General features: G+C 41.0%; 17 protein-coding genes. All 17 read right to left on the bottom strand.

Annotated elements, in window-relative coordinates; genetic code table 11:
- Nucleotides 1-115: 115 nt before the first annotated feature.
- Complete coding sequence (locus EX191_RS22180) at nucleotides 116-667, bottom strand: hypothetical protein (protein WP_193448505.1); 552 nt, start codon at nucleotides 665-667, stop codon at nucleotides 116-118.
- 134 nt (nucleotides 668-801) lie between these two features.
- Nucleotides 802-1,431, bottom strand: coding sequence for a hypothetical protein (locus EX191_RS22170; RefSeq protein ID WP_193448504.1), 630 nt, complete (start codon nucleotides 1,429-1,431; stop codon nucleotides 802-804).
- Nucleotides 1,432-1,570: 139 nt separating this feature from the next.
- On the bottom strand, nucleotides 1,571-2,065 hold the full coding sequence (locus tag EX191_RS22165; protein ID WP_193448503.1) for a GNAT family N-acetyltransferase: 495 nt from the start codon (nucleotides 2,063-2,065) through the stop codon (nucleotides 1,571-1,573).
- Nucleotides 2,066-2,205: 140 nt separating this feature from the next.
- Complete coding sequence (locus tag EX191_RS22160) at nucleotides 2,206-2,682, bottom strand: GNAT family N-acetyltransferase (protein WP_031812414.1); 477 nt, start codon at nucleotides 2,680-2,682, stop codon at nucleotides 2,206-2,208.
- Nucleotides 2,683-2,816: 134 nt separating this feature from the next.
- Nucleotides 2,817-3,326, bottom strand: a complete 510-nt coding sequence (locus tag EX191_RS22150) for a hypothetical protein (RefSeq protein WP_193448502.1) — start codon at nucleotides 3,324-3,326, stop codon at nucleotides 2,817-2,819.
- Nucleotides 3,327-4,072: 746 nt separating this feature from the next.
- The gene (locus EX191_RS22135; protein ID WP_161684194.1) at nucleotides 4,073-5,086 is read right to left on the bottom strand and encodes a PDDEXK family nuclease; all 1,014 of its coding nucleotides are present in this window, start codon (nucleotides 5,084-5,086) and stop codon (nucleotides 4,073-4,075) included.
- Between the two features lie 150 nt (nucleotides 5,087-5,236).
- Nucleotides 5,237-5,527, bottom strand: a complete 291-nt coding sequence (locus EX191_RS22125) for a hypothetical protein (RefSeq protein ID WP_137282137.1) — start codon at nucleotides 5,525-5,527, stop codon at nucleotides 5,237-5,239.
- Nucleotides 5,528-6,096: 569 nt separating this feature from the next.
- Complete coding sequence (locus EX191_RS22115) at nucleotides 6,097-6,405, bottom strand: hypothetical protein (RefSeq protein ID WP_193448501.1); 309 nt, start codon at nucleotides 6,403-6,405, stop codon at nucleotides 6,097-6,099.
- Nucleotides 6,406-6,575: 170 nt separating this feature from the next.
- The gene (locus EX191_RS22110; protein WP_193448500.1) at nucleotides 6,576-6,950 is read right to left on the bottom strand and encodes a nuclear transport factor 2 family protein; all 375 of its coding nucleotides are present in this window, start codon (nucleotides 6,948-6,950) and stop codon (nucleotides 6,576-6,578) included.
- A gap of 143 nt (nucleotides 6,951-7,093) precedes the next feature.
- Nucleotides 7,094-7,654: a suppressor of fused domain protein gene (locus EX191_RS22100; RefSeq protein WP_193448499.1), complete on the bottom strand. Its 561-nt coding sequence runs from the start codon at nucleotides 7,652-7,654 to the stop codon at nucleotides 7,094-7,096.
- A 114-nt stretch (nucleotides 7,655-7,768) separates the two neighbouring features.
- The gene (locus tag EX191_RS23140) at nucleotides 7,769-8,911 is read right to left on the bottom strand and encodes a Shedu anti-phage system protein SduA domain-containing protein (protein WP_193448498.1); all 1,143 of its coding nucleotides are present in this window, start codon (nucleotides 8,909-8,911) and stop codon (nucleotides 7,769-7,771) included.
- Between the two features lie 153 nt (nucleotides 8,912-9,064).
- The gene (locus EX191_RS22090) at nucleotides 9,065-9,574 is read right to left on the bottom strand and encodes a P-loop NTPase family protein (RefSeq protein WP_193448497.1); all 510 of its coding nucleotides are present in this window, start codon (nucleotides 9,572-9,574) and stop codon (nucleotides 9,065-9,067) included.
- Nucleotides 9,575-10,238: 664 nt separating this feature from the next.
- Entirely contained in the window at nucleotides 10,239-10,706 is a 468-nt protein-coding gene (locus EX191_RS22080; protein ID WP_140051497.1) for a cold shock domain-containing protein, read from the bottom strand.
- Between the two features lie 643 nt (nucleotides 10,707-11,349).
- Nucleotides 11,350-12,249 carry a hypothetical protein gene (locus tag EX191_RS22075; RefSeq protein ID WP_193448495.1) on the bottom strand — a complete coding sequence of 300 codons (900 nt, stop codon included), beginning with the start codon at nucleotides 12,247-12,249 and terminating at the stop codon, nucleotides 11,350-11,352.
- Nucleotides 12,250-12,417: 168 nt separating this feature from the next.
- On the bottom strand, nucleotides 12,418-12,849 hold the full coding sequence (locus EX191_RS22065; protein ID WP_005386969.1) for a T6SS immunity protein Tdi1 domain-containing protein: 432 nt from the start codon (nucleotides 12,847-12,849) through the stop codon (nucleotides 12,418-12,420).
- Nucleotides 12,850-13,005: 156 nt separating this feature from the next.
- Entirely contained in the window at nucleotides 13,006-13,353 is a 348-nt protein-coding gene (locus EX191_RS22055; RefSeq protein ID WP_193448494.1) for a hypothetical protein, read from the bottom strand.
- A 147-nt stretch (nucleotides 13,354-13,500) separates the two neighbouring features.
- Nucleotides 13,501-13,758, bottom strand: coding sequence for a hypothetical protein (locus tag EX191_RS22050; RefSeq protein WP_193448493.1), 258 nt, complete (start codon nucleotides 13,756-13,758; stop codon nucleotides 13,501-13,503).
- Nucleotides 13,759-13,859: the final 101 nt, after the last annotated feature.

The raw sequence follows: 13,859 nt of genomic DNA, 5'->3' as shown, positions 1-13,859 counted from the left end.
CTGTTAAGGGGTGAGCAACGCAATACCGAAGCCGCCGCAAACCACCTTAATCACCAAAACCAACGCATAGTGAAAATGCCACGCGTTGCGAATCCCTCTTGAACAGTTTGTTAGCTTAATTGCTGAACAATAGCGATGTTTTTTCAGGTATTACAATGACTCGATTATAAGTAGACTTGTCCTTAGATAAAAAAACCAACTTTCCATCCCTATACTTTACAACAATACCATTAAAACACTGTTGATCAGATAGCTTACAGACTTTCGTATTTGCCTCAGATTTTAAATGTTGATCTGCTAGTTCGTTCGCATCATTTACCACAGGTACGAAAGCAACAAATAAGACAGGAAGTAAGCCAATTAGAATGTAAGGCAAACTTTGCAAGTCTAAATAGGAACCAACCCAATTAGCTTTAGCCGTTATAAACCTTTTCAGAGGCATATAGCCACAACCAATTAACGCACCAACAAGCATAAAAAATGCGAGACCTGAAGAGAAATTGAAAAACAGATACACGCCACCGATAGACAGGTATTCCAAAGAGTCGCCAATCATTTCATAGTGAGCAAATCCTAGTTTTTCTAGAAAAGCAGCATCATATAAAAAACCGATTACATATGCTGTAGTTACCATTAGAGACAAGATCCCTACAACTACTTTAGTCAAAACTTTCTCCATTAAGCTAACGCCCTGTTAAGGGGTGAGCAACGCAATACCGAAGTCGCCGCATACCGCCTTAAACACAAAAACCAACGCATAGTGAAAATACCACGCGTTGCGAATCCCTCTTGAACAGTTTGTTATGCAATTTTTCGCAACCTCTCAATTTTTTTATTCAAAGGAGAGTGAGTAGACCTTTCGTCATACATATCTTCACTAAATAAGAGCTCAAAATCCTCTAATGTTTGCCACCCGTTGGATTCAGAAGTTGAAACTTGAAGTTCAAAATTAAATCTACCAACCTCTTTGTGATCTAATCGATCACCCTCAAGAATTAGATGCATTGATACTTCTTGTTCAGCCCCTATTCTAAATGGATACCAATCTCTAACAATAGAATTTGATAACCACTCAAATCGTTCAGTGTGAGATTGATTAAATTTGCTAAAATCTACAACCCACTTTGGATAAAAGTACATTTTCTTTTCTGAGCGATGATTTTGAATTGAGCCGACAATACGGATGTCATTAAAATCCCCTTTCATTTTCCCATTATTGAAAACACTTACTCCTACATCAAAGCTTGGTATCCACCACGTACGATTTTCTGAATCGCCAGAAACTTGTGGAGAAATTGTATACATAGACAGCCTCGGTGAACTAGTCGATATCGACAGTTTAAAAGGGCGTAAATGAGTAAACCAAAATGTAGCGAGCGCTATTAGCAAAGAAGCACCACTAACCAATAAAGCTAATTTCGATAAATCCACTGATATCTCCTAAATTGCATAACGCCGCGTTAAGGGGTGAACAACGCCACCACCTTACCTAAACCATTGTGCCATAATCACAAAAGCTAAACTTTGAACCAAAACTGCCAAGCGTTGAGAATCCCTCTTGAACGCTTTGTTATGTGCGTGCTAAACGGTAGCGCCTTACAGTGCCCTCGTTTTCACTTGTGTAGTTACCAAGATACTCACCGCCGCAGTTTTCAATAATCTTTTGGGATGCAGGATTGTCAATTGAACAAGTAACAATAACTGAGTCAGTGACAACATGGTCTCGCACCCAAGCGAGGAGAAATGAGGCTACACCTTTACCACGAGCTGACGGTCTAGTTTCGTAGCCAACATGCCCAATGACATTTTCTACGTTGGCATTAGTACCTTTACGAATTCGAATAGCACCTAAGATTTCAGAGCCAGATACGCAATAATAAGTTGTGCAGGGTAAATAACCGTTTGGTAATTCAGAAGTTGCCTTAGAATGTTCAGCCAAACCTGATAAATAAGCTTCAGGATCTTGATCAACGCCGAAATACTTAGGGATACCCGACTCCAAACATTCTTTCGCGTAACTCGCTAATATTGGAGCTAAATCTGGACTCGCTTCTACTACTTCCATGTCAATTTTCCTCAAAAGCACATAACGCCGCGTTAAGTGGTGAACAACGCGACCACTCGACCTAAACCATTGTGCCGTAAACACTTAAGCCAAATTAAACCAAAAATGCCAAGCGTTGTGAATCCGTCTTAAACGCTTTGTTATAACCGTTTTTCCATGCGTAAAAGACCCCAAACCTCACCGTCGAAAGAACGAGAGCCATTTTCACGCGATGTCACGGTAAAACCAAGAGACTCATAACAATTTCTCGCAACTATGTTTCGTTCAAATACGGCCAATGACAGTAAGCTAGCGCAGTATTTTTCTTTTGCTAGCTCGACTAACTGACCAAGCATGAGCTTTGAAATGCCCTTTCCACGAAAGCCGTCCGAAACAAATACCCGGCAAATTCTAAAATGTGACGCTGAAACTTTGAATAGTTCAACATAGCCAGCACTCTGACCTGCAACAACGAAGATAAAGGGAAACACTTGCGCTTGAGAACAATGTTTAGAAATTTGCACTGAATCCAATGGAAACTCAAAGTTTGGACCACCCCATTGATAATTCAATTTATCCGAGTCGATCCACCCGATAAGCAGGTCATGGTCTTCTTTTTCAAATGCTCTAAGTTCCATTTTCCCCTCTAAGGTTATAACGCCCTGTTAAGGTGTGAGCAACGCAATACCGATGCTTCCGCATACCACCTTAAACACTAAAATCAACGCATAGTAAAAATGCCACGCGTTGCGAATCACTCTTAAACAGTTTGTTATGTTCGTAGCTTTTGTAGTCCTCGAATCGCCCTGTTAGTCGACTCTACCAAGTCAGCCCGTTTCAATTTTTCTCGAATTGCCAATGCTTCTATGAACTGTTGCTCTGCCAGTTTATAGTTGCCAACCTCAACGTTCAATTTACCCAAATGCTGCAAGCTAAAACTCAAAGAAAGCTCACAAGCAAACTCCTGGCTTTTTAAGAATGCTTTTTCAGCGCCAATCATGTCACCTGAATATTGCAGAGCCATACCTGAAACATGGGTTGACCAGAACTTGTTCTTAACGCTAGACGTTGAAGTATGCACTTTGGAAGCCATCCGATAAGCTAACCTACAAAGCCCAATGATTCGTAAACAATCGGCTATCAAGAGAAGCTGCCATTCTAGCTTCTCTTTTTTGTTTGAAAGCTTGAATACGAGGGCTTTGTACAGCTTTACAACAAGTTTCTGAAAAACGTCAAAAGTTACCCTGTCCCTTTGATATTCCACCATGTCCTCCAAGAACATAACGCCCTGCTAAGGGGTGAGCAACGCAATACAAAAGCCGCCGCAAACCACCTTAATCACTAAATTCAACGCATAGTAAAAATGCCACGCGTTGCGAATCCCTCTTGAGCAGTTTGTTAGTCGCGAGGCACCGAGCGACAATTTTAAGCCGAACTAAACTTTGCGAACAACAAACTTTATGTGCTTTGATGCATTTAAGTCAGGCGTAGTCTCAAAGCAGCTACTCAATGAAACCACTTGGAACAAACAACACCGCAGAAAACGGACTGACAACACCAAAAAGCGCTTTTGGAAAGCCAATCTCACAGTGCGGACTTTCAACAAAGTCACTGAAACCATGTGGAACTTACCACACCAAAGAAAACGTCCTTTCAACTAGTAAATAAGCTTTTAAACCAACAAACTCACCGAGCAGATTTGCAACCAAAAACAGATTTTCGATTGCCCCGCTCTATCACCACCAAAGAACGAAACAACCGCTTGGGAAATAGCAATGCATTGATTTAGAACCGATGAAACTGAGCTTTGACGGTCGAAGATGGAACTATGAATCAAACAACCAGTAGCCAAGTTTTGAGCTTATAAACATGATTTTGACTGCTAGCTTTTTCTGGCGACTAACGCCCTGTTAAGGTGTGAGCAACGCAATACTGAAGCCGCCGCAGACCACCTTAATCCCTAAAACCAACGCATAGCGAAAATGCCACGCGTTGCGAATCACTCTTAAACAGTTTGTTATATGCGTTCTACTTGAGATACTTTTTAAGCTCTTCCACTAGCTGCATTGATTCAGTCTTAGTCAGGTATGGAACTTTAATTGTGCGCGCCCAAAAAAAACTTTTTCCTAAGAACTCGCTCACTTTTGCAAACGGCATATATGAAAGTTCAGTGTCTCGAGTAGGTGAAGGGGTTAATAGCTCAACCTCGCGATACCAAGTATCGCTATCCGGCTTAAATACTTTACTTCTGACTCTCCCAGCAGCAACCACCCCACACCATTTATGAGAAAAGAATACAATATCTCCCTCGTTTACATGACTAACGAAACGCTTGGCATCGCCATAAGCTTCTAACCGCTGGTTATCAAGCATCTGCCAAATCCCATTTTCATCGTAAGTTCTATTTGTATCGAATAGAACACCTTTAACATCTCTAGGGTTTTTATGCTTGTCGTAAGGAGGTGCAAAAAACTCAAAATATTTCCGGCCAGCCAATTCATAAATACGGTACGGCAAAAACTCTATTGAGAGTCCATTCTTCTTCCAATAATCAACCGAAGATATCAAAGATTCATCTGCGGCACTTCCTATAACAAGCAAATGCTGCTTTTGATTTATTTCTTTAGGGTCTAACTTATGCTCTAGCTCGAAGGCATCTCGATGAGCATCAACAAGTGATTTTTCTTCATTTTGAACATATTGCTGGTATTTTTTTTCTAACTTCTTATACGACCACTGACCGGCATCTTCGGCATATCTCAATGCTTGTTGGACAGCACTAGAGCCTGCTGAACTTCTTTTTAATTCAAAGATAACTAAGTCACCGTGTTCGTTTAAAGCGTAGATATCAGCCTCAGCTTGGTACAATCGCTCTTGGAATACAGGCATTAGCTTTGAATCTTCAAATAGTAGCTCTAGAATATTGTTTGCTATTAAGTTTTCGAGATCTTTCTCAAGCTTACCAAATGAAGATAAGTCTTTAAATTCAACAGGCTCAATACCAGATATTTCATTATTGTCTTGTTCTAGCTTGTATAACATTTATCCTCCTGAGCATATAACGCCTTGTTAAGGTGTGAGGCACGCAATACTGAAGCTTCCGCATACCACCTTAATCGCTAAATTTGACGCATAATAAAAATGCCACGCGTGCCGAATCACTCTTGAACAATTTGTTAGCTAATTATTAATTCAGTCGTCGATTGCTTTAACTGTATTAACTTTCTTCCTAAACATGTAAGCAGCATGGATACAACCTAGGATGAAGAAAACTAAAATTATAGTACCGCCCACACTATCTTTTATTCCATACCAGTTATCATTAATGTAAGTTAACAAATACCAAATAACTCCCCCATATAAAGTCCCAAAGAGCCACTTAAGGCCACCTGCTCCATACTTGATATGTCCATGGCAACCTCTACATATTTTCGCTCCTCGCTCAAACTCGAAACCACACAATCCACATTTAATTAAATTCATTTTTCCTCCTTGATTAGCTAACGCGCAGTTAAGGTGTGAGAGACGCACATGCACCCTAACCTAAAATAAACTCTGATAAATCCGTGCCTATTTGGGCACTAAAACCCCAATGCGTTTCGAATCGCCTTGAACGTCTTGTTATTCCGCAACTAAAGTCGGCTATGTTTACGCCTAATCTTTTGATATGACGAGAAATTTTCGGCATGCAGGCAAAAATCGAAGCCGAAGTATTTGGCAGCTCACTACCTTAAATCGCTTTAGCGTCACCTTAAATCGCTTTAGCGTCACTCTTTAATTGCTGCGCCATATTAAGGTGCGCTTAAAGCGCTTTAAGGCTAGCATGGAAATGACCAATATTCGCCCTTTTCGCCGCTTTTCCAACCTATTACCCCGCCACTTTCACTCTTAGGCTACAACCACGTACATTCAGCCTGAGAGATCCGTTGCGGAAATAACGCCCTGTTAAGGGGTGAGCAGCGCAATACCGAAGTTGCCGCATACCACCTTAAACACTAAAACCAACGCATGGTGAAAATGCCACGCGTTGCGAATCCCTCTTGAACAGTTTGTTAGCTGACAATTTCACCGAGTGCTTCTATCCATTGATCTGGCTTCGCTACGATAAACTCGTAACACGTATTGTTGGCTAGTTTTATACGAAATGCATCCGTAGTGATTGGAATTACACCACCACCTTTGCCCAAGCACTTAACTACGGCAGCAATGTCTTGGCGCTTTAATTGATATGGACCAAAACCCAACTTTTCGTTGTACGGAATAAAAATTAAATCCGACTCCGTTAGTTCTAATTTCCCATCTGCTTTAGTCGCACCGACTTGAATTGTAGCTGTTGAAGACTTAATTACTTTATCAGACATAACGTACCCTCTTCCTTGATTTACTTTTGTCTGCTAACGCCGCGTTAAGGGGTGAACAACGCTACCACCTAACCTAAACCATTGTGCCGTAAACACTAAAACCGAATCAAACTGAAAATGCCAAGCGTTGAGAATCCCTCTTGAACGCTTTGTTATGTGCGCGCCTGCTCTTACACGACCCTCACCCACTTGGAACGCCACTCCTGCGCTTCCATTGGGTCTGGCCAGAACTCTTTCTGTTTACGGATAAGCCCATTTTCTACCGTATGGAAAGTAATAGCACGCGCCTTTTGAACGCTATCAGTTATAGAAACATCAGTGACTACTGTTTCGCCATCGCAGACGATTGAATGAACGACGAACTCCCAAATACCATTGGCTGGATAGTAAGAGTTGATTGCTGTGAAGTTGTCTCGTCCAACAGTAAGCTCACCAGATTGAGGCCAAAACCCTTCAAAATCTGGGCTAAGCCACTCACTTGCTTTCGCGAAATCATTAGTTTTCATTGCGTCCCAAAAAGCTAAGACGACTTCCTTTGAATTCATTATTTCCCTCCAAGCACATAACGCCCTGTTAAGGTGTGAGCAACGCAATACCGATGCCGCCGCATACCACCTTAAACACTAAAACCAACGCATGGTGAAAATGCCACGCGTTGCGAATCACTCTTAAACAGATTGTTATGCATTTACACTACCGAAGACCGCTTTACTTCCCAGTACTTAAGCTCTGCGTCATCAAATTTTTGTTCGAGCGCATCTAGGTCATGCTTGATTTTGAAATTTCGTTCGTCGTCAGTGATAGGAAGTAACCAAGCTACGTGAGCGTGGGAACTATTTAGAGGCATTATTTCCAAGTCCTCTCCAAATGGATACGGCAACGAAATTAGCCAGTTTTCACAGTTAGAACCCTCAAGCCAAGGCTCACCAATAGGCAAGGTATGGCCAAAACCCAAATTATGATTCGAATGGTAGTAAGTTACCATTGCCAGCATTTCAACTAGACGATTTGACTCGATCGGTGATACGACAACAAACTCGTGAAGAGCTGAATCACTGTGTGTAATCTCTGATGCACCTACTGAGCAATACACCCACATATTAATTTGGGGGCCAGGTGCAAACCTGACAACCTGAAAATCGGGTACAATTTTCTTAATTGGCCCAAGCTCCCAAGACAATATCTCGAAATCATGACCTTCAAAGAACTTTGCGTAATGTTTAATAATCTTTTCTTTAGTAGACTTCATAATATCCTTGATGCATAACGCCGCATTAAGGTGTGAGCGACGCTTGGCTATACTTGAGCGAAGCGAAACTGCCAAGCGTTGCGAATCACTCTTAAATGCTTTGTTAGCAGCGTTCTATTTGTTTGCTCTATGCTCATTAAGAACAATGAATGATGCTCTTTCAAATAACTCGTCGTAGGTAATGATTTCTACGTTTCGAGAGTCTCGACGGAAAAGTTCGAGAGTTTTGCGCTTCATTTTTTTGATGCCTGGGGGCTCCGCTGCATTATCAACCTGTGCCCAGTTGCCAACAATTAGAACCGTTTTCGAGTCATAAGCATTCTGATTTATTTCGCTGTAATCGTCTGCATATAGATCTCGAGTTGTTTCAATCTTGAGCGTTCCGCTAGCTTTTTGTTCCAGAATTTGTGAGTAAGCTTCCATCAATTCTTTTGATAGTTTCCAACTCTGCGCTCTATTTTGAGCAGATCCAAACAATGGGGTTGTAGGTAACTTAAGTTCGACAAACGTTGTGAATTTATTGTCACCCATTAAGAAATCTGCAATAACACCTTCACTGCCACCCGCATTAGTATCAGACGCGTGAAACTCCTTTTGTAAGACACCTTGGAATCGGTAGTCTAAACCATAACCGAATATCCATTGATTCACCGCGAAGAAATGCTGCCATGCAGTCTCGTCTTTTGTATTTGGTTTACCGATATCGACTTTATACTGAGGTAGATAGTTTGACGACAGTAGTTTTTTGAATATTTCTAACTGTGACTTCCGATAACCCGTATTCACAAGATCCTGAGTAGTGATCATTCCTTGCGACAATAAATCCCTAACAACTTCTCCACCATCAGAACCTGAAAGTAGTGTGGTTATTTTCTGTTTTGTCTCGGCATCAAGCACATCCATTGAATCATCGGATAGCTTAATACGTCGCTCTGCTATCCCCTTCAAATCAAGTTCTTGAATGAAATTCAAGAACGTTTTCAATTGCTGCATATTGAACTTGGAAAGTTCAATAACTTGCTTCTCCTGACCGCTGACTAACTTGCATAGCTTAATGCCCTCAATGTCATCTTTTTCTTTCAGATAGACAACTTTCATCATTGTCCGAGGAGCTAGCTGAATATGAAACTCTTTCTCGTCAGAGAAAATAACTTGGAAAAACCTACCTTTCTCGAAGGTGTGATTATAGAGAGTCTCTAATTTAGAGTTTCTTATCACATCTTCTTCTGTAGGCTTAAAATTAGGAATTTCAAACACCGATAACCTCTTATCTATCGTTTACTTGGAAGCTGCTAACGCCCAATTAAGGTGTGAAGCACGCTACCACGACACTCCATTTAAGCGACGTAATCATTAAACTAGACCCAAACCAATAATGCCAAGCGTGCTGAATCACTCTTAAATTGTTTGTTAGCATGTTGTTTCCGCTACAAACTCATTCACTTGAGAACGTGTAGTGAAACGTACTTTAGTACCGTGAAAATCACTGAACAATTGCTGATGGAACTGTCGTGAACTTTTGGATTCTCGAACCGAGTATTCAGAAGCCCATTTCAATAATTCACGAAAATTCTGCTCCGCCTGTTCCTCATTAAGTTGCTTCGAGCTCTCCGAACCACGCGCATAAAGAGAGTTTTCACATTCAGACCATTCCAAATCCAAAAATAACAGCATGTCAGCAGAAAAAATAAGCTGTTCGGCTAAAGCACCAAATACTCCCTCAACTACCCAGTTGCATTGAGACTTTATACTAGCAATTTCATTTTCGATTGCTCCGGTGGAGCGTTTTTGATTATAGCCACCTGGCTCCCATACAATCGAGTCCAAGTTAACTTCTTGCAACTGAAGTTTTCGGGATAACTGTCTCGACAACCAACTTTTGCCTGAGCCAGAATTACCAATGATGAGAATTTTCTTCATATTACTCCCGCATGCTAACGCCGCGTTAAGGGGTGCAGGCACGCAATACAAAAGCCGCTGCAAAGCACCTTAATCACCGAACCCAACGCATATCAAAAATGCCACGCGTGCCAAATCCCTCTTAAACGCTTTGTTATACGCATGAACGTTAGAGCCAAAATTCTACGACAAGCCCTACTTTGAAACCATGAATTTTATGTGCTTTGACGCACTTAAGTCAGGCTTAGACTTACCGCGACTTGCCACTGAAACCACTTGGAATAAACCGCGCCGCAGAAAACGGACTGACAACACCAACAAGCACTTTTGGAAAGGCAAAATCACAGTGCTTAATTTCAACGAAAACTGAAGCCTGGACGGTCCCAAACAATCAGCGCCAAAGAAGAAAACCAACGATAAACGGCAGGCCAAAACTGAGCTAAAAACCAAGGGAAATTAAGATTGAAACCGGAATATCTCGACACCCAAACACCGGGAATCAACGCTGAAAACTGCAATTTTTAACCTGAATTTTTAGGCTTTCTTCATATAGCGTATAACGCCCAATTAAGGTGTGAGGCACGCAATAACAATGCCGCCGCATACCGCCTTAATCGCTAAAATCAACGCATGGTAAAAATACCACGCGTGCCGAATCACTCTTAAATTGTTTGTTATGCCGATACTACCAGCTGCCACATAACTGGCTCTCACAAGGGGTGCCATCACGGTCGCCGTCTATTTTAACGTTCGGGCAATTTGACAAATAAAACTTAGCTTCGTCACAAGACACCATTTCGCTACAGTACGTTTTACCTTGACAACTAAAACCCATATTCTCATACGCTGGGTTCAGCTTAGGTTCAATAAGAAATACGTATAATCCAGCACCTAATAAACCTAAGATAACTGCTGATATTACAACTGAAAGAGGGTTTGTTTTTTGTGGTTCCACTCCGATTAAGCGAGCACTTGCCGCACTTAATTTAGGCCGATTATTTGCCAGGTGAAACTCTACATGATCACCTACTTGTGGGCGGCGGTAGCCTTTTGGAAACTTGGATATATGAACAAAAACGTCGCCATCAAGTTCGTCAGATTTAATGAACCCAAATCCGCGTTCATCAACCCAGCGAAGAATCTTCCCTTTCATATATTCTCCCGTTTTCACATTAAGGCATAACGCCGCGTTAAGGGGTGAACAACGCCACCACCTGAACTAAACCATTGTGCCATAAACACAAAAGCTAAGCTTTGAACCAAAACCACCAAGCGTTGAGAATCCCTCTTAAACGCCTTGTTATAACTACATTTTCCTTAACGGTTGGCATGCTAACAAAATGAAGCAAAACGCAAATGTGCTCCCTGCTGCAGCCAAGTAATTGAGTTCAGCGTAGTGTACCAATAACGACATAACTGTAGGGGCGATAAAAATAATTGCATATATGAACAACCTGACCGGCTTTAGTTCTTGTGAACACTTCTTACATGTTATGTGCTTATCTAGATTTATCGTCAACTTGGCACCAATGGAAATGGGCGCGTTACAATTTGGACACTTAAACATACGCACTCTCTTATGCATCTGACTTCAATGGTGTACCAGCCTAGTCATGAGAACCGAATCGTGCAAAGAGCTAAGTAGGTAATTCGAGGGAGTTCAAATCGGACGGTAGTTATAACGCCCAATTAAGGTGTGAAGCACGCTGCCACAGAACTCAATTTGACTACCGTAAACACTGAACTGAACCCAAACCAAAAATGCCAAGCGTGCTGAATCACTCTTAAATTGTTTGTTATGTGCGGTACTCTGATACTCTACTCACGCCATCATTATCAGTAACACGTTCTCTCACCCTGCCGTCAGGATAAACAACTCTCCGTATTCTTGTACCATCCTTGTTTCTTATTACATACTCTTGCCTTTGTACGCTTTCATGCTTGCCCTTAAAATCACGAGCGACCCTGCCTCTTCTACTTTGCCACATTTGAACCAAAGATAAGATGACAGCAATGAAGGCTGAAACAATTGATACAACTAAACTGGTTTGAGAATCAGAAAGATATTCATTAACCAACTTATTCTTATTGCTAAGCTCATCTGTAAGCTTATTAATATCGCTAGCTACATTTGAATATTCGTCACCCAACTTTACTCGAATATTCTCAAACAAATCTCTCTGTCCTGCTTCAAGCTTGTCATATGGGTTTGAGGCTGAATACTCGTCTATTATTTGATCTAACTTCTGCAACGAATCTACATCTGGTTTCCCCTGCATAAATTGTTGAGTACGAAGTTCCTCCAAGATATCGGACAAAGTGACAGTATATGGGTAGTACAGTTCCTTATCCTGCTTGAGTGCAAATATAATATCTCTTTTGGTTGAAGCCCTATTGTCATAATGGAACTTAATTGCTCTTAATCCAGCGCCATTATTAATAAGAGTTTGTAACTCTATTTGAATTTTTTCTTTCTCAACATATTTGTCCCCAAAGACAAAGCTATTGACTAAAAACACTACGAAAATTAAAAATGTAAAAGCAGAGAGCAAGTCACTAAAACTAACCCAAGGTTTACCTAGTGATTTTTTTTCTTCGCTATAAGGCTCTTTAGCCTCGATAATCTCTTCCTCACGAACTTCAGGACTAGAATCATCTATTGCTTCAGAATCTTTTTGTACTGCCTGATCTGACATAATAACCCTATTTTTATTACAAAATGGTACTCAACTGGAACACTGAGCACATAACGCCCTGTTAAGGTGTGAGCAACGCAATACCGATGCTCCCGCATGCCACCTTAAACACTAGACGCAACGCATAGCAAAAATGCCACGCGTTGCGAATCACTCTTAAACAGTTTGTTATGTGTTTGCGTGCTGAAGTTGAAAATGCAACTGAGACATTAGTGATTGATATACTTTCATAGTAAATACTTGCAAATTTTCCATACAAAACTCACCACCAATAATTGGATGCAGATTCCAACCTAAGCATTCGTCTTGTTTTGGTTGTAGCCCGTGTTCGAGCGCCAAGTCATACCAACTAGTTAAAAAGACATTATCACACCAATCTTGTGATTTATTCATTTTATTGTACTCATGAAAGTCCGAAGCAATTGTTTCATAGGTACCATCTAAAACCGATAACAATGAAATTGAGCCATCCACTTCACCAAATAGCCAGTCACCCATGATGGTTAGATACAAAGGTTTCCCTGTAGGATTAAGCAACCATTTCCACTGAGGTAACAAGGTATCTATTTCTACGTCCGAGACTTCCCAAATAAACTGCATTTTTATCTTTCTCACTCTGTTTAGAAACCCATTGACACATAACGCCTTGTTAAGGTGTGAGGCACGCAATACCTAAGCTTCTGCATACCACCTTAACCACTGAAATCAACGCATAGTAAAAATGCCACGCGTGCCGAATCACTCTTGAACAATTTGTTATGCGCGTTCTCCACGATTGAACGCAACTACGGTAGCGCGTAATCTAGTCAACTTAAACTCTGTAAGTAACACTGTAACAAAAGACAATATAGAAACGGAGATAAGTGCAATATTTATCAAGGTATTACCGCTAAACTCATAAATACCTGACAGACCACTAAATAGTAAAAGACTGGCAATTATCGATAAAATCGAATCATTCGTTTTCACTTTATACTCATCAGCAGATATATCTTTTATTACCGAAACCGGATTTGAAAGTCCGTCAAGCCTAACTGCAATTTTTCCTTTTTTAATTTTGACTTTTATGCCAGAGCTTCTTAATGAATTAGCTAAATCTTCCATGATTAATTATCTCCATTTCTGCAAGCGCATAACGCCGCATTAAGGGGTGAACAACGCAGCCGCCCAACCTAACCCATTGTGCCGTAAACACTAAAGCCGATTCAAACCAAAACTGCCAAGCGTTGTGAATCCCTCTTGAATGCTTTGTTAGTTGCCAAGCCTAACGCTTTGATTTGAAGTTAATTGTAGCTTTGCCAATACGAACTTTACGTGTTTTGAAAAACTTAAATCAGGCGCAGTTTCAAAGCGCCTGTCACTGAAACCACTTGGAACACACAGCGCCGTAGAATGCAGCCTAACAACACCAAAAAGCTCATTTGAAAAGACAATGCCACAAAGCTGACTTTCAACAAGTAAATCGGCTTCTGAAACGGCAAACCAAACTAGGAAAAGATCGATGCTCAATTCCCGCGAGCCAAGATCCCGAAGTTCTAAGTGCAGAATCGATCAAAGCACACGAATGATTAGACCTAAACATTCTGTTTTAGCTGCGATTTTCTCGTTGG

Origin of the sequence: Vibrio chemaguriensis (assembly GCF_012275705.1) — a bacterium.
In the GTDB taxonomy this organism is placed as follows: Bacteria; Pseudomonadota; Gammaproteobacteria; order Enterobacterales; family Vibrionaceae; genus Vibrio; species Vibrio diabolicus.
This window is presented reverse-complemented; position numbering and strand designations above follow the sequence as displayed.

What these genes read in the sequence shown, in the direction of transcription:
- EX191_RS22165 (WP_193448503.1), bottom strand. Translation starts at nt 2,065, where the DNA reads ATGGAAGTAGTAGAAGCGAGTCCAGATTTAGCTCCAATATTAGCGAGT.
- EX191_RS22160 (WP_031812414.1), bottom strand. Translation starts at nt 2,682, where the DNA reads ATGGAACTTAGAGCATTTGAAAAAGAAGACCATGACCTGCTTATCGGG.
- EX191_RS22150 (WP_193448502.1), bottom strand. Translation starts at nt 3,326, where the DNA reads ATGTTCTTGGAGGACATGGTGGAATATCAAAGGGACAGGGTAACTTTT.
- EX191_RS22135 (WP_161684194.1), bottom strand. Translation starts at nt 5,086, where the DNA reads ATGTTATACAAGCTAGAACAAGACAATAATGAAATATCTGGTATTGAG.
- EX191_RS22125 (WP_137282137.1), bottom strand. Translation starts at nt 5,527, where the DNA reads ATGAATTTAATTAAATGTGGATTGTGTGGTTTCGAGTTTGAGCGAGGA.
- EX191_RS22115 (WP_193448501.1), bottom strand. Translation starts at nt 6,405, where the DNA reads ATGTCTGATAAAGTAATTAAGTCTTCAACAGCTACAATTCAAGTCGGT.
- EX191_RS22110 (WP_193448500.1), bottom strand. Translation starts at nt 6,950, where the DNA reads ATGAATTCAAAGGAAGTCGTCTTAGCTTTTTGGGACGCAATGAAAACT.
- EX191_RS22100 (WP_193448499.1), bottom strand. Translation starts at nt 7,654, where the DNA reads ATGAAGTCTACTAAAGAAAAGATTATTAAACATTACGCAAAGTTCTTT.
- EX191_RS22090 (WP_193448497.1), bottom strand. Translation starts at nt 9,574, where the DNA reads ATGAAGAAAATTCTCATCATTGGTAATTCTGGCTCAGGCAAAAGTTGG.
- EX191_RS22080 (WP_140051497.1), bottom strand. Translation starts at nt 10,706, where the DNA reads ATGAAAGGGAAGATTCTTCGCTGGGTTGATGAACGCGGATTTGGGTTC.
- EX191_RS22075 (WP_193448495.1), bottom strand. Translation starts at nt 12,249, where the DNA reads ATGTCAGATCAGGCAGTACAAAAAGATTCTGAAGCAATAGATGATTCT.
- EX191_RS22065 (WP_005386969.1), bottom strand. Translation starts at nt 12,849, where the DNA reads ATGCAGTTTATTTGGGAAGTCTCGGACGTAGAAATAGATACCTTGTTA.
- EX191_RS22055 (WP_193448494.1), bottom strand. Translation starts at nt 13,353, where the DNA reads ATGGAAGATTTAGCTAATTCATTAAGAAGCTCTGGCATAAAAGTCAAA.